This is a genomic window from Stenotrophomonas sp. NPDC078853 (genome assembly GCF_044901215.1).
GTDB lineage: Bacteria > Pseudomonadota > Gammaproteobacteria > Xanthomonadales > Xanthomonadaceae > Stenotrophomonas > Stenotrophomonas lacuserhaii.
The window spans coordinates 122209-140669 of record NZ_JBJDOQ010000004.1 but is presented as its reverse complement, the minus strand read 5'-3'; the positions used below and the strand labels follow the sequence as shown (position 1 = coordinate 140669).

18 protein-coding genes and 4 tRNA genes are annotated in these 18461 nt (G+C 66.5%); 11 read left to right on the top strand and 11 right to left on the bottom strand.

What is annotated here, in order from left to right; genetic code table 11:
- Positions 1-219: 219 nt before the first annotated feature.
- From lexA to ACI2JH_RS06180, 6 genes are all read left to right on the top strand, one after another.
- Complete coding sequence (gene lexA / locus ACI2JH_RS06205; RefSeq protein WP_101100071.1) at positions 220-864, top strand: transcriptional repressor LexA; 645 nt, start codon at positions 220-222, stop codon at positions 862-864.
- Positions 865-1018: 154 nt separating this feature from the next.
- Positions 1019-2059: a recombinase RecA gene (gene recA, locus ACI2JH_RS06200; RefSeq protein WP_042615466.1), complete on the top strand. Its 1041-nt coding sequence runs from the start codon at positions 1019-1021 to the stop codon at positions 2057-2059.
- Positions 2060-2168: 109 nt separating this feature from the next.
- Positions 2169-2663, top strand: coding sequence for a recombination regulator RecX (gene recX / locus ACI2JH_RS06195; RefSeq protein ID WP_101100133.1), 495 nt, complete (start codon positions 2169-2171; stop codon positions 2661-2663).
- A gap of 105 nt (positions 2664-2768) precedes the next feature.
- Positions 2769-5420 (top strand): alanine--tRNA ligase, encoded by a 2652-nt coding sequence (alaS, locus tag ACI2JH_RS06190; protein WP_182655497.1) that lies wholly within the window; start codon positions 2769-2771, stop codon positions 5418-5420.
- A 145-nt stretch (positions 5421-5565) separates the two neighbouring features.
- Positions 5566-5766, top strand: coding sequence for a carbon storage regulator CsrA (csrA, locus tag ACI2JH_RS06185; protein WP_042615469.1), 201 nt, complete (start codon positions 5566-5568; stop codon positions 5764-5766).
- Positions 5767-5847: 81 nt separating this feature from the next.
- Positions 5848-5940 (top strand) — tRNA-Ser (locus ACI2JH_RS06180).
- A gap of 137 nt (positions 5941-6077) precedes the next feature.
- Here ACI2JH_RS06180 and ACI2JH_RS06175 read toward each other — a convergent pair.
- Positions 6078-6779, bottom strand: coding sequence for a pirin family protein (locus ACI2JH_RS06175; RefSeq protein ID WP_182655498.1), 702 nt, complete (start codon positions 6777-6779; stop codon positions 6078-6080).
- Positions 6780-6919: 140 nt separating this feature from the next.
- Between ACI2JH_RS06175 and ACI2JH_RS06170 the strand changes: the two genes are divergently transcribed.
- Positions 6920-7834, top strand: a complete 915-nt coding sequence (locus ACI2JH_RS06170; protein WP_404735693.1) for a LysR family transcriptional regulator — start codon at positions 6920-6922, stop codon at positions 7832-7834.
- A gap of 93 nt (positions 7835-7927) precedes the next feature.
- Here the strand turns inward: ACI2JH_RS06170 and ACI2JH_RS06165 are convergent.
- The 9 genes from ACI2JH_RS06165 to ACI2JH_RS06125 all read right to left on the bottom strand — a co-directional run bounded on the left by ACI2JH_RS06165 (position 7928) and on the right by ACI2JH_RS06125 (position 13156).
- Positions 7928-8004: transfer RNA gene (locus tag ACI2JH_RS06165), tRNA-Arg, on the bottom strand.
- Positions 8005-8058: 54 nt separating this feature from the next.
- A tRNA-Arg gene (locus ACI2JH_RS06160) sits at positions 8059-8135 on the bottom strand.
- 56 nt (positions 8136-8191) lie between these two features.
- A tRNA-Arg gene (locus ACI2JH_RS06155) sits at positions 8192-8268 on the bottom strand.
- A gap of 63 nt (positions 8269-8331) precedes the next feature.
- On the bottom strand, positions 8332-9186 hold the full coding sequence (locus ACI2JH_RS06150) for an alpha/beta fold hydrolase (protein WP_404735692.1): 855 nt from the start codon (positions 9184-9186) through the stop codon (positions 8332-8334).
- The gene (thiD, locus tag ACI2JH_RS06145; RefSeq protein WP_404735691.1) at positions 9183-9992 is read right to left on the bottom strand and encodes a bifunctional hydroxymethylpyrimidine kinase/phosphomethylpyrimidine kinase; all 810 of its coding nucleotides are present in this window, start codon (positions 9990-9992) and stop codon (positions 9183-9185) included. Before thiD ends, ACI2JH_RS06150 begins: the two co-directional genes overlap by 4 nt.
- Positions 9993-10042: 50 nt before the next feature.
- The gene (locus ACI2JH_RS06140; protein ID WP_101099839.1) at positions 10043-10537 is read right to left on the bottom strand and encodes a hypothetical protein; all 495 of its coding nucleotides are present in this window, start codon (positions 10535-10537) and stop codon (positions 10043-10045) included.
- Positions 10534-11931, bottom strand: coding sequence for a PhoH family protein (locus tag ACI2JH_RS06135; protein WP_101099871.1), 1398 nt, complete (start codon positions 11929-11931; stop codon positions 10534-10536). Before ACI2JH_RS06135 ends, ACI2JH_RS06140 begins: the two co-directional genes overlap by 4 nt.
- Before the next feature lie 85 nt (positions 11932-12016).
- A complete protein-coding gene (locus ACI2JH_RS06130; protein ID WP_349999292.1) occupies positions 12017-12496 on the bottom strand; it encodes a peroxiredoxin in 480 nt (159 codons plus the stop codon).
- 99 nt (positions 12497-12595) lie between these two features.
- Positions 12596-13156, bottom strand: coding sequence for a glycine cleavage system protein R (locus ACI2JH_RS06125; RefSeq protein ID WP_042615184.1), 561 nt, complete (start codon positions 13154-13156; stop codon positions 12596-12598).
- A gap of 164 nt (positions 13157-13320) precedes the next feature.
- On the opposite strand from ACI2JH_RS06125, the gene dapA reads away from it, so the two are divergent.
- Positions 13321-14214, top strand: a complete 894-nt coding sequence (gene dapA, locus ACI2JH_RS06120) for a 4-hydroxy-tetrahydrodipicolinate synthase (protein WP_101099841.1) — start codon at positions 13321-13323, stop codon at positions 14212-14214.
- A 28-nt stretch (positions 14215-14242) separates the two neighbouring features.
- On the top strand, positions 14243-14791 hold the full coding sequence (locus ACI2JH_RS06115) for a hypothetical protein (protein ID WP_101099842.1): 549 nt from the start codon (positions 14243-14245) through the stop codon (positions 14789-14791).
- Between the two features lie 82 nt (positions 14792-14873).
- Here ACI2JH_RS06115 and fdxA read toward each other — a convergent pair whose 3' ends face one another.
- Entirely contained in the window at positions 14874-15197 is a 324-nt protein-coding gene (fdxA, locus tag ACI2JH_RS06110; RefSeq protein ID WP_042615187.1) for a ferredoxin FdxA, read from the bottom strand.
- Between the two features lie 352 nt (positions 15198-15549).
- On the opposite strand from fdxA, the gene xylB reads away from it, so the two are divergent.
- On the top strand, positions 15550-17088 hold the full coding sequence (gene xylB / locus ACI2JH_RS06105; protein ID WP_404735786.1) for a xylulokinase: 1539 nt from the start codon (positions 15550-15552) through the stop codon (positions 17086-17088).
- Positions 17089-17110: 22 nt separating this feature from the next.
- Positions 17111-18451 (top strand): xylose isomerase, encoded by a 1341-nt coding sequence (gene xylA / locus ACI2JH_RS06100; RefSeq protein WP_182655508.1) that lies wholly within the window; start codon positions 17111-17113, stop codon positions 18449-18451.
- Positions 18452-18461: the final 10 nt, after the last annotated feature.

The following is an 18461-nucleotide window of genomic DNA, read 5'->3' as shown; positions in this document are numbered from 1 at the left end:
CCGGGGGGGGGGGGGGGGGTGGGGGGGGGGTTTGGCGCCCCCGGTGGGGCCCAAACGGCGGCCCGGTGGTTGGGTGTTTGCGCCCCCCCCACCAACCCCCCCCCCCCCGGCCCAGCCCAGCACACCGGCTCCAGCGACCCACCACGAGGGGCTCCGCCGTTCGCTGCAATCCTGCACGGCACTTGCGACGCGAATGAGTTAGTAGTATTACTACTAACCATGGACACGACGAACCTGACCGAAACCCAGCAGGCCATCCTGCAGCTGATCGCCGAGCGCATCGAATCCGAAGGCGCACCGCCTTCGCAGACCGAAATCGCCCGTGCCTTCGGCTTCAAGGGCGTGCGCGCCGCGCAGTACCACCTTGAAGCGCTGGAAGCGGCCGGCGCCATTCGCCGCGTCCCCGGCCAGGCCCGTGGCATCCGCCTGGTGCAGGCACCGCCGGTGAAGCAGATCGCCGACCCGACGCGGGACGACAGCGTGCTGCGCCTGCCGGTGCTGGGGCGTGTCGCGGCCGGACTGCCGATCGGCGCGGATATCGGCTCGGACGATTTCGTCGTGCTCGACCGCGTGTTCTTCTCCCCGGCACCGGATTACCTGCTCAAGGTGCAGGGCGATTCGATGATCGACGAAGGCATCTTCGATGGTGACCTGATCGGCGTGCACCGTACCCGCGACGCCCGTACCGGGCAGATCGTGGTGGCGCGTATCGACGAAGAGATCACCGTCAAGCTGCTGAAGATCGGCAAGGACCGTATCCGCCTGCTGCCGCGCAATCCGGATTACGCCCCCATCGAAGTGTTGCCGGACCAGGATTTCGCCATTGAAGGCCTGTACTGCGGCCTGCTGCGACCCAACCGTTGAATGCCCGGGGGCGGCTGCCGCTGACGTCTGCGGCGATAATGTTCGACTTGCCCGGCGCGCGTCTCATCCTGTGCGATGCGCTGCCGCTACAGTCACCCCCGAACCCGAGTTGACCACGATTAAAAAGATGACCACTTCCCCAAGGACCAAGACGATGGACGAGAACAAGAAGCGTGCCCTGGCCGCCGCCCTGAGCCAGATCGAAAAGCAGTTCGGTAAAGGCTCGGTGATGCGGATGGGCGATCGCGTTGTCGAGCCCGTCGAGATCATCCCGACCGGTTCGCTGATGCTGGATATTGCATTGGGCATCGGCGGCCTGCCCAAGGGCCGGGTCGTGGAGATCTATGGTCCGGAGTCCTCGGGCAAGACCACCCTGACGCTGCAGGCCATCGCCGAGTGCCAGAAGAAGGGCGGCACGGCAGCCTTCATCGATGCCGAGCACGCCCTGGACCCGATCTACGCCGCCAAGCTGGGCGTCAATGTCGACGACCTGCTGCTGTCGCAGCCGGATACCGGTGAGCAGGCGCTGGAAATCGCCGACATGCTGGTGCGCTCCAACTCAGTGGACATCGTGGTGGTCGACTCGGTCGCCGCGCTGACCCCGAAGGCCGAAATCGAAGGCGAGATGGGTGACCAGCTGCCGGGCCTGCAGGCCCGTCTGATGAGCCAGGCGCTGCGCAAGCTGACCGGCAACATCAAGCGCTCCAACACCCTGGTGGTGTTCATCAACCAGCTGCGCCACAAGATCGGCGTGATGATGCCGGGCCAGAGCCCGGAAGTGACCACCGGCGGCAATGCGCTGAAGTTCTACGCCTCGGTGCGCCTGGACATCCGCCGCATCGGTGCGATCAAGAAGGGTGATGAGATCATCGGCAACCAGACCAAGATCAAGGTCGTCAAGAACAAGCTGGCGCCGCCGTTCAAGCAGGTCATCACCGAGATCCTGTACGGCGAAGGCATCAGCCGCGAGGGCGAGCTGATCGACATGGGCGTGGAGGCCAAGCTGGTCGAGAAGGCCGGCGCCTGGTACAGCTACGGCGAAGAGCGCATCGGCCAGGGCAAGGACAACGCCCGCGGCTACCTGCGCGACAACCCTGCCGTGGCCCAGCGCCTGGAAGCGGAGCTGCGCGAGAAGTTCCAGCCGGCTGAGGCACCGAAGGAAGCCGGCGACGAAGACGACGCCGACGAAGCGTAAGACATGCTGTGGGGCAGGGCGGCGCCGTCAGTGACGTCGTCCTGCCCCGCAGGATTTTCACGCCGATCAAGGGCGTGGCGTCAGGGACGGCGCTGAGTGAAGGATGAGCATGCACGACGAATCCGATGCCCCACCGGGCGCACGTAAACGCCGCCGGCCCGAATTGACACCCCTGCAGCGGGCGCTTGGCCTGCTGGTACGGCGCGATCATTCGCGCAAGGAACTGGGGCGCAAACTGGTCGCGCGCGGCATCGAGCCGGAGCTGGCGCAGGCCGCGGTGGACAAGCTGACCAGCGAGGGCTGGCAGGACGATGAGCGCTTCGCCGAGTTCCTGGTGCGCAACCGCGCCAATGGCGGGTATGGACCGCGCCACATCCAGGCCGAACTGGGCACCCATGGGCTGGACAGTGATGCCATAAGCGCCGCGATGGACAGCTACGAGGGCGATTTCCTCGACAACGCCCGTGACCTGGTACGCCGCCGGTTTGGCGAGGAAGGACCGCAGGACCTGCCGCAGCGGCGCAAGGCCGCCGACCTGCTGGCCCGTCGCGGGTTCGATGGCGACACGATCCGCCGCGCCACCCGCTTCGATGCAGAGGACTGAGCGGCGCTGGCCTGTTACCCTTCAACGTTTCGGAGGTCCGAAACCCGACCCTGGCCAGTGTGGCTGGAGGCGGTGGCGCCTCCGGCACGCAGACTGCCAGCCCCCATGACCGCATCCGCCAAATTCACTACTTCACAGATCCGCAGCGATTTCCTTGAGTTCTTCAAGGGCAAGGGCCACACCATCGTGCCATCGGCACCGCTGGTACCGGGCAACGACCCGACCCTGCTGTTCACCAATTCCGGCATGGTCCAGTTCAAGGACGTGTTCCTGGGCGCGGAGAAGCGCAGCTACGTGCGCGCTGCCGACGTCCAGCGCTGCCTGCGCGCAGGCGGCAAACACAACGATCTGGACCAGGTGGGTTACACCGCCCGCCACCACACCTTCTTCGAAATGCTGGGCAACTGGTCCTTCGGCGACTACTTCAAGAAGGACGCCATTGCCTGGGCCTGGGAACTGCTGACCCAGGTCTGGAAGCTGCCGGCCGAGCGCCTGCTGGTCACCGTCTACCAGACCGATGACGAGGCCTACGCGCTGTGGCGCGACATGGTCGGCATCCCGGAAGAGCGCATTGTGCGGATCGGCGACAACAAGGGCGCCCCATACGCTTCTGACAACTTCTGGCAGATGGCCGACACCGGTCCGTGCGGTCCGTGCACGGAGATCTTCTATGACCATGGCGACCACATCGCCGGTGGTCCGCCGGGCTCGCCGGATGAAGATGGCGACCGTTTCATCGAAATCTGGAACCTGGTGTTCATGCAGTTCGATCGCCAGCCCGATGGCAGCCTGGTGCCGCTGCCGGCGCCCTGCGTGGACACCGGCATGGGCCTGGAGCGCCTGGCGGCGATCCTGCAGCACGTGCACACCAACTACGAAATCGACCTGTTCCAGGCGCTGATCCGCAAGGCCAGCGAACTGACCGGCATGGCCGACCTGGAGAACAAGTCGCTGCGGGTGATCGCCGACCATATCCGTGCGTGTTCGTTCCTGATCGTCGATGGCGTGCTGCCGTCCAACGAAGGCCGTGGCTATGTGCTGCGCCGTATCATCCGTCGCGCGCTGCGCCACGGCTGGATGCTGGGCGTGCGCCAGCCGTTCTTCAGCAAGCTGGTGCCGACCCTGGTCGAGCAGATGGGCGTGGCCTATCCGGAACTGCCTGCCACCGCCGACACCGTCACCCGCGCCCTGCAGGCCGAAGAAGAGCGCTTTGCCGAGACGCTGGACGCCGGCATGAAGATCTTCGAAGACATCGCGGGCAAGGCCAGCAACAACATCATTCCCGGCGTGGATGCGTTCCGTCTGTATGACACCTACGGTTTCCCGCTGGACCTCACCGCTGATATCGCGCGCGAGCGTGACATGACCGTGGACACCGCCGGCTTCGACGTGGCGATGGAACAGCAGCGCGAAACCGCGCGTGCGGCGGGCAAGTTCGGCGGCGGCGTCAGCCTGCCGGCCGATCTGGTCGCCACCCTGAAGCCGACCGTGTTCCTCGGTTACGACGCGCTGCAGGCCGATGGCCTGCGCGTGGTGGCGCTGCTGAAGGACGGCCGTCCGGTGCAGGCCGCCGCTGCCGGTGATGCGGTGATCGTGCTGACCGAACAGACCCCGTTCTACGCCGAATCCGGTGGCCAGGTCGGTGACACCGGCGTGCTGTCGGCCGCTGGCGTGCGCGTGGACGTGACCGAGACGCAGAAGTTCGCCGGCCAGTTCCATGGCCATGTCGGCACCCTGGCCGAGGGCAGCCTGAAGATCGGTGACGTGCTGGCCGGACAGGTCGATGCCCAGCGCCGTGGCGCAACCATCCTCAACCACTCCGCCACCCACCTGCTGCATGCGGCCCTGCGCGAAGTACTGGGCACCCACGTGCAGCAGAAGGGTTCGCTGGTCGCGCCGGACCGCCTGCGTTTCGACTTCTCGCATTTCCAGCCGATCAGCGCCGAGGAACTGGCGATCATCGAGCGCAAGGTCAACCAGCAGGTGCGCATCAACAACGCCGTGGAAGTGCACAACATGGCCATGCAGGAAGCGCTCGATTTCGGCGCGATGGCTCTGTTTGGCGAAAAGTACGGCGAGAACGTGCGCGTGCTGAAAATGGGCGATTACTCCACCGAACTGTGCGGCGGCACGCATGTCAGCCGCACCGGTGACATCGGCCTGTTCAAGATCACCTCCGAAGGCGGTGTGTCCGCTGGCGTGCGCCGCATCGAGGCAGTCACCGGCCAGGGTGCGCTGGATTTCGTCGCGGATGAAGAAGCGCGCCTGTCCGAAGCGGCCAGCCTGCTCGGCGGCAGTGCGGGCGAGGTGGTGGAGAAGATCCGCACCCAGATCCTGCGCCAGAAGCAGCTCGAACGTGAACTGGAATCGCTGAAGGCCAAGCTCGCCGCCGGTGCCACCGCGGACCTTTCCACCCAGGCCGTGGACGTGTCCGGGGTGAAGGTGCTGGTCGCCCGGTTGGAGGGCTTTGACGCAAAAGCCCTGCGCGATGCGGTGGATCGCCTCAAACAGCAGTTGGGTGATGCCGTGATCCTGCTGGCCGGTGCGCAGGACGGCAAGGTCGCCTTGGTTGCTGGCGTGAACGGCAGTGCAATGGGCCGGGTCAAAGCCGGGGAACTGTTGTCCCACATTGCCAGTCAGATCGGGGGCAAGGGCGGTGGTCGTCCCGATCTCGCCCAGGGTGGTGGCGAGGACGGGCCCGCCCTTGCGACTGCCCTGGCTGCGGCGATCGACTGGGTCCGTCCGCGTCTGGGATGAACCGCAGCCCTTCCGCGCCTTGAAGCTGCGGGAGGGCTGACGGTACCATTGGCAATCTTTTTCCCTTCGTAGTGGGGCGGGCCTTTACGGCGCGCCAGGCCGGTGGGGGATACCCTTCCACACGGTTTCATGGAGAATTACCACAATGTTGATCTTGACCCGCCGCGTTGGCGAAACCCTGATGATTGGCGACTCGGTCAGCGTGACCGTCCTGGGCGTCAAGGGAAACCAGGTCCGTATCGGCATCACGGCGCCAAAAGACGTGGCCGTGCATCGCGAGGAAATCTACCAGCGCATCCAGCGCGGTGATGAAGCTGCGACCAGCAGTGAAGATTCTGCTGAATAAGGCTTTACCTCCGGCCGCGAAAAAAGCTATTATTCGCGTCCCCGCTGCGGAGTACTTCTCCACCAGCGGTTGCAACACCCCGGAGCGATGCCCGAGCGGCTGAAGGGGCTCCCCTGCTAAGGGAGTATAGGGTCAAAAGCTCTATCGAGGGTTCGAATCCCTCTCGCTCCGCCATATATGAAAACGCCCGCAGATACTGTCTGCGGGCTTTTTTTTTTGCTCTTGGCGCCGCCTCGTCGGCTCCATGCTGCGCGACCGCCTGACCCGTCATGCCGTGTTGCAGGCCACGAGAGGTCAGGCGATGCGGAGCATTACAGCGCCAGATCGAAAACCAGCACCTCGGCATCATTGCCGTTTTCCAGTGTCAGCTGGGATTCGTCGCGCACCTGCAGCGCATCGCCCGCTTCCAGGGTGATCCCGTTGACCTGCAGCTGGCCACGCGCCACCTGCACATAGGCGCCGCGACCGCTCGCCAGGGTGTGGTTGAGGCGTTGTGCGCCATCCAGGATGGTGGCGTAGATGCGTGCATCCTGGTGGATCAGAAGCGAACCTCCGGCACCGTCCGGCGAAGCGATCAAGCGCAGCTGGCCGCGCTTGTCCTCGGGGCTGAAGTTGGTTTCCTGGTAGGACGGCGCGATGTTCTCCTGGTCCGGGAACAGCCAGATCTGCAGGAAGTGCACCGTCTCATCGGCCGAATGGTTGAACTCGCTGTGGCTGACGCCGCTGCCGGCGCTCATGCGCTGCACATCGCCGTAGCGCAGCACCGAACCGGTGCCCATCGAATCCTTGTGCTCCAGCGCCCCGCCGAGCACGTAGGAAATGATTTCCATGTTGCTGTGGCTGTGCGTGCCGAAGCCCTGGCCGCCGATCACCTTGTCTTCGTTGATCACCCGCAGCGGGCCGAAGCTGGTGTAGCGAGGGTCGTAGTAATTGGCGAAGGAGAAGGTGTGCATGGAGTTGAGCCAGCCATGGTCGGCCTTGCCGCGGGTGGCGCTCTTACGGATCTGGATCATGGTGGTGCTCCTTGTTCGATGGTTTCGACGTGGGGCCTCGTGGCCGTGCAGGCCTGTGGTTTCCCGTTGCGAAGAAGTATCCGCTTGCCCTCGCGCTTTGAAAAACGGATAGTTTCGCAAGCCATCATCGAAAATTTCGAATGCTCAAGCTCAGCCTCGACGCCCTGCAGATCCTGGACGCCATTGACCGTCGCGGCTCGTTCGCTGCGGCCGGCAAGGCGCTGCACAAGGTGCCCTCGACCATTTCCTACACCGTGGCCAAGCTGGAAGAGGATCTGGGCGTGCAGTTGTTCGACCGGGTCGGGCCGCGCGCGGAGATGACCCCGGCCGGCCGGGCGCTGCTGGATGAGGGCCGCCACCTGCTGCGGGCGGCACGCGAGCTGGAGCTGCGGGTACGCCGGGTAGCCTCTGGCTGGGAGGCCGAACTGACCCTGGCGGTGGACTCGATGTTCCCGACCTGGCTGCTGGGTCCGGATATCCGGGCCTTCCGTGACGTCGCGGCGCAGACCCGCCTGCGGCTGATCGGCGAGGCCCTGTCGGGTACCTGGGAAGCGCTGCTGGATCGTCGCGCGGACCTGCTGGTGGGCGCGGCGGGCGAGGGCCCCAGCGGTGGGGGCTACGTGGTGGAGCCGCTGGGCAGCGTCGAGTTCGTGTTCGCGATCGCGCCGGGCCATCCGCTGGCCGCAGTGCCTGGCGTGCTGCGTCGCGAGCAGCTGGTGGAGCATTGTGCGATCGCCGTTTCCGATTCGGCGCGTCGGCTGTTGCCGCGCACCGTTGGCCTGCTGATGGGGCAGGAAACCCTCAGCGTGCCGGACATGGCCAGCAAGCTGCGGCTGCAGCGCGAGGGCATCGGCTTTGGTTTCCTGCCGGCGCCGTGCGCGCGTGCGTCGGTGGACCGGGGTGAACTGGTGATCCGTGAGGTCCAAGAGCACAAGCCGGAGGAAACGTTCTGGCTGGCATGGCGCACTGGCGAAGATGGCGCGGCCCTGCGCTGGTGGCGCGAACGGCTACGCACGCCGGGCACGCTGGAGGCCTGGTGGCACGCGATGCGCTGAGCCCGGTAGCGCCAACCCAAGGTCGGCGAGCGCAGCGGCAGGTGGCGCATGCAAAAAAAACAGCAGGCCGAGGCCTGCTGTTTCTTCGAATATTGGTGCGCCCGGAGAGATTCGAACTCCCGACCGCCTGGTTCGTAGCCAGGTACTCTATCCAACTGAGCTACGGGCGCACGGTGTACCGCCTTTTACTGCTGCATCAACGGCGGCGTTGATGATCGCGTCACTGGTGCGCCCGGAGAGATTCGAACTCCCGACCGCCTGGTTCGTAGCCAGGTACTCTATCCAACTGAGCTACGGGCGCATGTGACAGCGATTTTCCTGTTACTCACACCAACGGCGGGTTGGTGTTCCTGTTGATGGTGCGCCCGGAGAGATTCGAACTCCCGACCGCCTGGTTCGTAGCCAGGTACTCTATCCAACTGAGCTACGGGCGCCCTGCAACAGGAGCGGAATTATGCGGATTACCGCTGCATCCGTCAACGCCTTTGTGAAGAATTTCAGTCAAATGAACGCAACAGCGCCTGTGCAACCGCCTGCGGCGCCTTCATCCAGTGGAAGTGGTCGGCACGCGTGCGCAGCATGGCGGCATCCAGCACGGAGGTCGTCACCCGCACGTCGGGCAGCTTGGCCAGCAGGGCCTGCATCGATCCCGCAGGTGCCAGCCAGTCATCGGCCATCAGCACGGCGCGCGCCTGTCCCTGCACGAGCCGCAGCTGGCTTTCGAGGTCCTCGGCCATGCCTGCGGCGGCATAGCGGTTGCTCAGCCCCACGCGCGACCAATCCTGGATCAGGCCGCGTGCTTCATTGCCGCCAAAGCCGAGCCGGCGGCCTGGCAGCACGCCGTTGCGCCGCGCCAGCCAAGGCAGGAAGCGGTAGGCCAGTGGCAGCAGCCAGCCGCGCGGGGCAGGGAAGCTGCGCCACCACGGCGTTCCGCTGGCCACCAGCCACAGATGCTCGAAATCGGCGGGGAAACGCCCGGCATGCAGGCACGCCAACTGCCCACCCAGGCTGTGGCCGCCTACGATCCACGGCAGCACGCGGTCTTGCTGGTCATGTTGGAACAGCAGCTGTTGGCTGGCCGGCAGGTCCTGTTCGAGGATTTCCCGGTAGCCCCAATCCTGTATGCGCGAAGGCCGCAGCGAACTGCTGCCATTGCCGCGCCACTCATGCAGGTATACCGCGATTCCCTGCGCAGCCAGCGCCTGGGCCAACGGCAGGTAATGGCGCGCGGCCACGCCCAGCGCAGGCAGCCACAGCAGGCGCGCTCGCGGCTGCGCGGGCAGGCAGTGCAGCAGGGCGAAGGCGTGTCCATCGGCCGCCCGCAGCGAGGTGCTGTGCGCGTCCAGGGTCATGCGTGGGACGCAGCGCCGAAATGATCCAGCACCAGCACCGTGCTGCGGCCGGGCTTATGGCCCTGTTGCAGGGCGCGCGCCACGTAATCGATGGCGGCCTCGCAGGCGTTGGCCAGGCTCAGCCCGTTGCACAGCTGGGCGGCGATCGCCGACGCCAGCGTACAGCCGGTCCCGTGCGCGTCCACCGGCAGCCGGGCATGGATGAAGGTCTCGCTGCTCACGCCGTCGAAGAAGCGGTCGATGACCCGGTTGCCCTCGTGCAGGTGGCCGCCCTTGAGCAGTACCGCACCCGCACCCAGGTCCAGCAGCAGTGCTGCGGCGCGTTCGGCGTCATCGCCGTCGAGGATGCGCCGGCCGACCAGCAGCTCGGCTTCCGGGGTGTTCGGGGTGACCAGCGTGGCCAGCGGCAGCAGGCGCGTACGCAGCGCATCCAGCGCGCTGTCTTCCAACAGGCGCGCGCCGCTGGTGGCGATCATCACCGGGTCCAGCACGATGTGCGGCGGGTGATGTTTCTCCAGTGCATCGGCCACGCAGTGGATCACCTCGGCGTTGGCCAACATGCCCAGCTTGACCGCATGCACGTCGAAATCATCGAAGCAGGCGGCGATCTGGGCCTGCAGGAACGCGATCGGTGGCACATGCACGGCGGTGACGCCGCGGGTGTTCTGCGCGGTAAGCGCGGCGATCGCCGAAAGGCCATGCACGCGGTGCGCGGCGAAGGCTTTCAGGTCGGCCTGGATGCCGGCACCACCGCCGGAATCGGATCCGGCAATGGTGAGGGCGGAAGCGGGCGTGTTCGGGCTCATGGGTCGATTGTAGGGCCCCGCCACGCCCGCCTGCGCGATAGCATCCGCCGCTAGCCCTGTTTGCCGCCGTTGGCATGGAACTCGGAGAACGTGCCGAGTTCCGGATCGAACACCGCGCCCCAGAACATCGACCCGCCATCGCAGGCGCGCATCGCCTCGCGTGCCGGGTTGAGGCCGCTGCCATCAGGCAGCTTGAAGGCATTGACGTAGATCAGCTCGCGGCCGTCGGCCTCGATCCCCACGTACTGCCGGTCGAAGTCCTGTGGTGCGCTTACCTGGCCCGCCAGCTGCGGCAACTGCGCCTCCAGCTGTTCGATCTGCACGCGGCTGGGGGCCCAGTAGCCGGTCACCCGGCCGGCATCGCGGCCTGGGCTGGGGCGCGAGCAGGTGTCCAGTACCTGCGCGGCCACCACCGGGCGGGTCACCACCCAGGACTGTCCGGTCTTGACCGCCGTGGGAATGCTGGGCGGACCCTGCACGGTGCTGCAGGCGCCCAGCAGGGCACCGGCAGCCAGTGGCAACAACACACGCGTCACTCGGTTCATAGCACCTCCGATGCATAGTCGGCCAGGCGCGAACGTTCGCCACGACGCAGCGTGATGTGCGCGCTGTGTGGCCAGTTCTTGAAGCGGTCCACCGCGTAGGTCAGGCCGGACGTGGTTTCGGTCAGGTAGGGCGTATCGATCTGTTCCACGTTGCCCAGGCAGACGATCTTGGTACCTGGCCCGGCGCGGGTGATCAGGGTCTTCATCTGCTTCGGGGTGAGGTTCTGTGCTTCGTCCAGGATCAGGTAGCGCGACAGGAACGTGCGCCCGCGCATGAAGTTCATCGAACGGATCTTGATCCGGCTGGCCAGCAGGTCGTTGGTCGCGGCGCGGCCCCACGAGCCGCCTTCCTGCGGCTGGGTCAGCACTTCCAGGTTGTCGGTCAGCGCGCCCATCCACGGCGTCATCTTTTCTTCTTCGGTACCGGGCAGGAAGCCGATGTCCTCGCCGACGCTGACCGTGGCACGGGTCATGATGATTTCGCGGTAGCGCTGCTGGTCCAGGGTCTGCGCCAGGCCGGCGGCCAGTGCCAGCAGGGTCTTGCCGGTGCCGGCGGTACCGAGCAGGGTGACGAAGTCGATGTCCGGATCCATCAGCGCATTGAGCGCGAAGTTCTGTTCGCGGTTGCGCGCGCTGATGCCCCACACCGCATGGCTGCCATGGCGGAAATCATCGACCAGCGCCAGGTTGACCGTGTCGCCGGTGACCTTGCTGACGCGCAGCTCCACCTCGTCCTCGCCGGGCAGGTAGACGTACTGGTTGGGATACCAGTCCTCGTCTTGGTGCGCTTCCACTTCGTAATGCGAACGTCCCTTGTCGCTCCAGCTGCGCAGGTCGTTTGCGTGGCGCTTCCAGAAGTCTTCCGGCAGTTCGGTGGCACCGGTATACAGCAGGCTGAAATCATCCAGCGCGCGGTCGTTCTCATAGTCTTCGGACACGATCCCGGCGATGGCTGCCTTGATCCGCAGGTTGATGTCCTTGGACACGAACACCACCGGCACGTCCGGTGATTCCTCCTGCAGGGCGAGGATCGCGCCGAGGATGGCGTTGTCCGGGATGACCTTGCCGAAGCTCTTGCCGGCGTCGAAGTGGCTGGTCTGGAAGCGCAGCTTGCCGGCGCTGTGGATGCCGCGCAGCTGCAGGCCGTTCGGACGCTGCAGCGGGATGCCTTCGGCCAGGTTGTCCAGCCCGGACGCCTGTACCAGTTCATTGAGGAAACGGCTTACCTGGCGGGCGTTGCGGCTCGCTTCGGAGGTGCCCTTCTTGCCATTGTCCAGTTCTTCGATCACCTGCATCGGCAGGTAGACATCGTGCTCCTCGAATTTGAACAGCGCGGTGGGATCGTGCATCAGCACGTTGGTATCCAGCACGTAGATGCGCTTGCCTCGGGTCATCATCGGTTCCTGGTGGACGGGCAGGGGAAAACCACCCCGGCCTGCACGCGGGCAGGGAGGTGGCGGAGGAAGTAGGCGATGGGAGTCACTGTGCCTGGGCGGCCTTCAGTGCGTGGAGCACCGCATCGGCATGGCCGGCGACCTTGAGCTTGCGCCAGGACTGCACGATGCGGCTTTCCGGGGAAACCAGGAAGGTGCTGCGTTCAATGCCGCGCACCTGCTTGCCGTACATGCTCTTCAGCTTGATCACGTCGAAGGCGCTGCACAGCGCCTCATCGCTGTCACTGACCAGCGGGAAGCGGAAACCCTGCCTGGTGCAGAAATTGTCGTGCGATTTCACCGAGTCGCGCGAAACACCGAGGACCACCGCGCCGGCCTGCTCGAACTGCGGCAGCAGGGCATTGAAATCGAGGCCTTCGGTGGTGCAGCCCGGGGTGCTGTCCTTCGGGTAGAAGTACAGCACCAGCCATTGGCCGGCGAAGTCGCCGAGGGTGGCGTGGGCGCCGCCAGACAGTGCCAGCGGGAGGGACAGGGTGGTGCGGTCCAGGGTGTCGCCGTTGTTCATGGGGTCCTTGCAGAGCCTGGGTGGAGCGTACATCGAGCACGCTCGACGCTACCGCTTCATGAAACATCGCACGCCCGTGACGGACATGCGAAAAAACATTCAGAACTTCATCGGATCCATGATCGCGTCCAGGTTCAGGTGGTCGCAGAACTCCAGGAAATCATCGCGCAGCGCGGCGATGTGCATGTTCGCCGGAACGCCGATGGTGACCTGCGCGCTGAACATCTCCGCGCCGGTCTGCATCGCGCGGTAGCGGGTGCTCTGCAGGCTTTCGATGGTGATGCCCTGGCGGTCGAAGAAATCGGCCAGCTGGAACAGGATCCCCGGCTTGTCGGCGGCGATCACTTCCACGATGTAGGGCAGCAGGTTGGACTGTGCCTGCTTGGCTTCGGTGCGGTACCAGACCAGCTTGAGGCCTTCTTCGCGCTCCAGACGGGTCAGCATGGCCTCCAGCTTGGCCACCGAATCCCAGGAGCCGGTCGCCAGCGCGGTGACCGAGACATCGCGGCCCACCGTGGACAGGCGTGCGTCCACCAGGTTGCAGCCGCTGTCGGCGATGCGGCGGGTGACGGGCAGCAGGGGGGACTCCGGATGCGTCGTGTAGGCGTTGATCAGGAGATGGTTTTCGCTGGGCGAAGGGCGCGGGGTGGTGTCGGTCAAGGCGATTCCGGGTAATGCGTGCGTGAGTCTGAATGCCCCCAACGGGCGGGGATTCACCGGTGCCCAGCATACTTGCCCGCGCTTTCGCGCCGCAAGTAACATGCAGGGCGGCCGGTGCTCCCTGCCGTCCGGTTTCTCCCCCCTACAGCCACGAGCAGCACGCCTTGTCCCTTTCCGGCCTCATCACCGCGCTGGCGACCCCCTTCCGGGCCGACGGCTCCCTCGACACCGATGGTTGGCAGCGCCTGCTGCACCTGCAGCTGGAAGGAGGCGTGCACGGCGTGGTCGTGGCGGGCTCCACCGGCGAAGCGGCCACCTTGTCCGATACGGAATACGACCAGCTGCTGGCCAGCGCGGTCGAGCGCATCGCCGGCCGCGTGCCGGTACTGGCCGGTACCGGCTTGTCCGGCACCGCCAAGACCATCGAACAGACCCGCCGCGCCGCCGCGGCCGGGGCCACCCACGCGCTGGTGGTGACCCCGCCCTACGTGCGTCCGACCCAGGCCGGGCTCATCGCGCATTACCGCGCCGTGGCCGACCACGGTGGCCTGCCGGTGGTGCTTTACAACGTGCCCGGCCGCACCGGCTGCGACATGCTGCCGGAAACCGTGGCCGAACTGGCTGGCCATCCGAACATCGTCGGCATCAAGGAAGCGGTGGGTGACAACGGCCGGGTGAAGGCCCTGCTGGCGTTGCGCAGCGCCGACTTCGCCATCCTCAGCGGCGATGACGGCACCGCCGCGCGCTCGATCCAGGCCGGGATGGACGGCCTGATCTCGGTAGGCTCCAACGCGCTGCCGGGTGCTTACCGCCGCATGTGCGAGCTTGCCGCCGCCCACGACCATGATGCGACCGGAAGCTGGGACGCGCGCCTGCAGCCGTTCCATGATTTCTGTGGTGTCGAACCCAATCCGATCCCGGTCAAGGCGTTGTTGCGCCGGATCGGCATCGGCCATGACCTGCGCCTGCCGTTGCTGCCGCTGTCGGCAGCACACCAGCCCGCGGCCGAGCATCTGGCCGGCGACATCGCCGCGCTCGAAGCCCTTTCCAGCCACTGACCCCCTCGTGGCTTTCCAGGAGATTCCCATGCGTCAATCCGTTTCCACCTTCCGCGTGCTGTCCATCGCGATCCTTGCCCTGGGCACCGTCGTGGCCACCACCGGCTGCTTCAAGAAGGGTGCGCGCGGCGATTACGCGCTGGCCCCGGAAGTGCGCCCGCTGGAAGTCCCGCCGGACCTGACCGCACCGGCGGGTGCCGGCAAGGCCGCCACCACCGGTGAGACCGGCTCGGTGCTGGCCTCGCAGGCGTCGCGTCCGGCCCCGGCCGCTGCCGCGGGCCAGGCCCCGGCCGCGCCGGCCAACAATGCGTCCGGATTCAACGTCACCGCTGGCAAGGACCAGGCCTTCACCGACGTCGGTACCGCACTGGAGGCCATCGAGGGGCTCACCATCGCCACCCGCGCCCAGTTGCTGGGTTCCTACGACGTGGCCTTCGAAGGCAGCAACTTCCTGGTACGTGTCGTGGCGGTCAATGGCGGCTCGTACGTGTCGGCGGTCGATCCGCGTGGCCTGCCGGCTACCGCCGAAGCGCCGGTCAAGCTGATCGCTGCGCTGAAGGCCAAGCTGGCTCCGTAACCCGCGCCCGCCTTGGCGGGGCTGGCGGCAGCAACGAAGAAGGGCGCCCGAGGGCGCCCTTCTTCGTTGCCGTGCGCGGGGTTCAGCGCTCCAGCAGCGGCAGTTTGTCCGGCTTGCCATCCCAGTCGCCGGCATCGGCAGGCGGGTCCTTGCGCACGGTCAGCACCGGCCATTCCTTCGCCAGTTCCGCGTTCAATCCCACGAACACTTCCTGTCCAGCCGGGACGTCGTCTTCGGGGAAGATCGCGTTGACCGGGCATTCGGGTTCGCACAGGGTGCAGTCGATGCACTCATCCGGATCGATCACCAGGAAGTTCGGGCCTTCGTGGAAGCAGTCCACGGGGCACACTTCCACGCAATCGGTGTGCTTGCACTTGATGCAGTTTTCAGTGACGACAAAGGGCATGGGGGGAGGCAGATCCGTCTTTCAAGCCGCTAATTCTAGAACAGGTTGGGGTGGGGGTGGTCGAACCGGTGGAACCCGCTGGCGGCTGGCGGGTTGTGTGGACTCGGTGCGCGGGTCGGCCGGCGGGGCTGGGCGGGGGACGGCAGAAGCCGCTCCTGCGGGCCTCGTTTCGCGCCCTCCATGGCGCTCAACGCCCCCGCCCAGCCCCGCCGCCCGACCCGCTGACAGGTTCCGTGCAAACACGCGGTAGCGCCGACCCATGGTCGGCGGGAGGCGGTCCGGCCCGGGATTTGATGCACTGCACATTGCCACGTGGGATCGGGGCGGCAACACTCGATGTCCATCGGTGGACATCGCGACGTGGGAGTGGCGGGTGCGGCAGGAAAGTAGCGGGGAAGGGGCGGTCTATCTGGGAATCGACGCGGGGACGCAAAGCCTGAAGGTACTGGCTTACGATCCGGCAGCACGCAAGGTGGTGGGGCAGCAGTCGCGTTCGCTTGCGCTGGACAGCGGCGAGGATGGCAGTCGCGAACAGGACGCGGCCAGTTGGACCCGGGCCCTGCAGGATTGCGTGCTGGGACTGCCGGACGTGGTGCGTGCGCGGGTCAGGGGACTGGCGGTGTCGGGCCAGCAGCACGGCCTGGTGGCGCTGGCCGCCGATGATTCGGTGCTGGCACCGGTCAAGCTGTGGTGCGATACCAGCAGTACCGCCGAGTGCGATGCGATCACCGCCGCCGTCGGTGGTGAAAGCGCCTGTATCGCCGCGTCCGGCAATCCGCTGCGGGTGGGCTATACCGCCTCCAAGCTGCCGTGGACCAGGCAGCACCGGCCGCAGGCCTACGCAGCGTTGGACGGCATCGCGTTGCCGCACGATTACCTCAACCTGTGGCTGACCGGCGCGCGCTTCATGGAGTGCGGCGACGCTTCGGGCACCGGGTGGCTGGATATCCGCACGCGGCAGTGGTCGCCAACGATGCTGGCGGCGACCGATCCGGATCGCGATCTCGCCGCGCTGCTGCCGCCGCTGGTCGCTGCGGATGCCACCTTCGCCCTGCTGCCTGCAATAGCCGAAGCCCTGGGACTTTCGGCCGGGGTGCGGGTGGCGGTCGGCGGCGGGGACAACATGATGGCGGCGATCGGCACTGGTGCGGTGCGCGAAGGGCGCCTGAGCATGAGCCTGGGCACGTCGGGCACGCTGTTTGCCTGGAGCGCCAGCCCGAAGATCGATCCGCAGGGGCGCTGGGCCGCGTTCTGTGCCTCCGATGGCGGCTGGCTGCCGCTGATCTGCACCATGAACTGCACGGTTGCCACCAACCAGTTGGCCACCCTGCTTGGCCTGCACCACGGCCAGGCCGAGGCGCTGCTGCAGGCCAGCCAGCCCGGCGCGGCAGGGCTGGTGCTGCTGCCGTTCTTCAATGGCGAGCGCAGCCCGGATCTGCCGCTGGCCAAGGGCGCCCTGCACGGCGTGGACCTGCACAACCTGTCCCCGGCCAACCTGTATCGCGCGGCGATGGAGGGTGCCAGCTACAGCCTGAAACTGGGCTATGACGCGATGCGCGAGGCGGGCCTGCAGGGGGCACGGGTGGTGCTCACCGGTGGCGGCGCCAACAGCGGCGCCTGGCGCCAGCTGATCGCCGATCTGTTCCAGTTGCCGGTCGAAGTGCCGGTGCAGGCGGAAGGCGCGGCCTTCGGTGCGGCACTGCAGGCGGCTTGGGCCTGCGCTGGCGCCCGCATGCCGCTGGCCGATCTGGTCGATGCGCATGTGGTGTTCGACCCGGCCCTGTCAGCGCAGCCCGACCCCGAACGCGGTGCCGCGTATGCGCGCGGCTACCAGCGTTTCAACCATTACCTGCAGGCCTCGCTGCCGTTGTACCGCCAGCGCCTGCCCTGATTTCCCCCAGAGGATGTTGCCCATGAGTTCTTCGTTCTACGTTGGCCAGCGCGAGTTCTTCCCCGGTGTCGGTCGTATTCCCTTCGAGGGCCGCGACTCGGACAATCCACTGGCCTACAAGGTGTACGACGCCGACAAGCAGATCGGCGGACGCAGCATGGCCGAGCACCTGCGCTTCGCGGTGGCCTACTGGCACAGTTTCTGTGGGGCAGGGCACGACCCGTTCGGGCCTGGTACGCGCGCCTATCCGTGGGACCAGGGCGCCACGCCGCTGGCGCGTGCCGAGGCCAAGGCCGATGCCGCCTTCGAGTTCGTCACCAAGCTGGGCGTGCCGTACTACTGCTTCCATGACGTCGACCTGGCGCCGGATGCGGACGACATCGGCGAGTACCGTGACAACCTGCGCCACATGGTCGGGATCGCCGGCGAACGCCAGCGCCAGACCGGGGTCAAGCTGCTGTGGGGGACCGCCAACCTGTTCTCGCACCCGCGCTACATGAACGGCGCGGCGACCAATCCGGACTTCGCCGTGGTCGCGCGCGCTGCGGTGCAGGTGCAGGCGGCGCTGGATGCCACGGTGGCGCTGGGCGGCAGCAACTATGTGTTCTGGGGTGGGCGCGAAGGCTATGCCTGCCTGCTCAACACCGACATGAAACGCGAGCAGGCCCATCTTGCGCGGTTCCTCGCGGCGGCGCGCGACTACGGGCGCAGCATCGGCTTCCAGGGTACCTTCCTGATCGAGCCCAAGCCGATGGAGCCGATGCACCACCAGTACGATTTCGACAGCGCCACGGTGGTGGGCTTCCTGCGCGCGCATGGCCTGGACCAGGATTTCAAGCTCAACATCGAAGCCAACCACGCGACCTTGTCCGGGCATACCTTCGCCCATGACCTGCAGGTAGCCTCCGATGCCGGCCTGCTGGGCAGCATCGACGCCAACCGCGGCAACCCGCAGAACGGCTGGGATACCGATCAGTTCCCGACCGATCTGTACGACGCGGTGGGCGCGATGCTGGTGGTATTGCGGCAGGGCGGCTTCGGCGATGGTGGCCTCAATTTCGATGCCAAGGTCCGTCGCGAATCCACCGATCCGCAGGACCTGTTCATCGCCCACATCGGCGGCATGGACACCTTTGCCCGCGGTCTGGAGGTCGCCCATGCCCTGCTCACCGCGTCGCCGTTGGAGCAGTGGCGCGGCGAGCGCTACGCCAGCTTCGACAGCGGCGCCGGTGCGGCCTTTGCCAATGGCCAGCTGACGCTGCAGGATCTGTGTGCACACGCGCAGCAGGCCGGCGAGCCTGGCCAGCGTAGCGGACGGCAGGAAGCGTATGAGAACCTGCTCAACCAGTACCTGCTGCGCTGAGCGGCAGGCG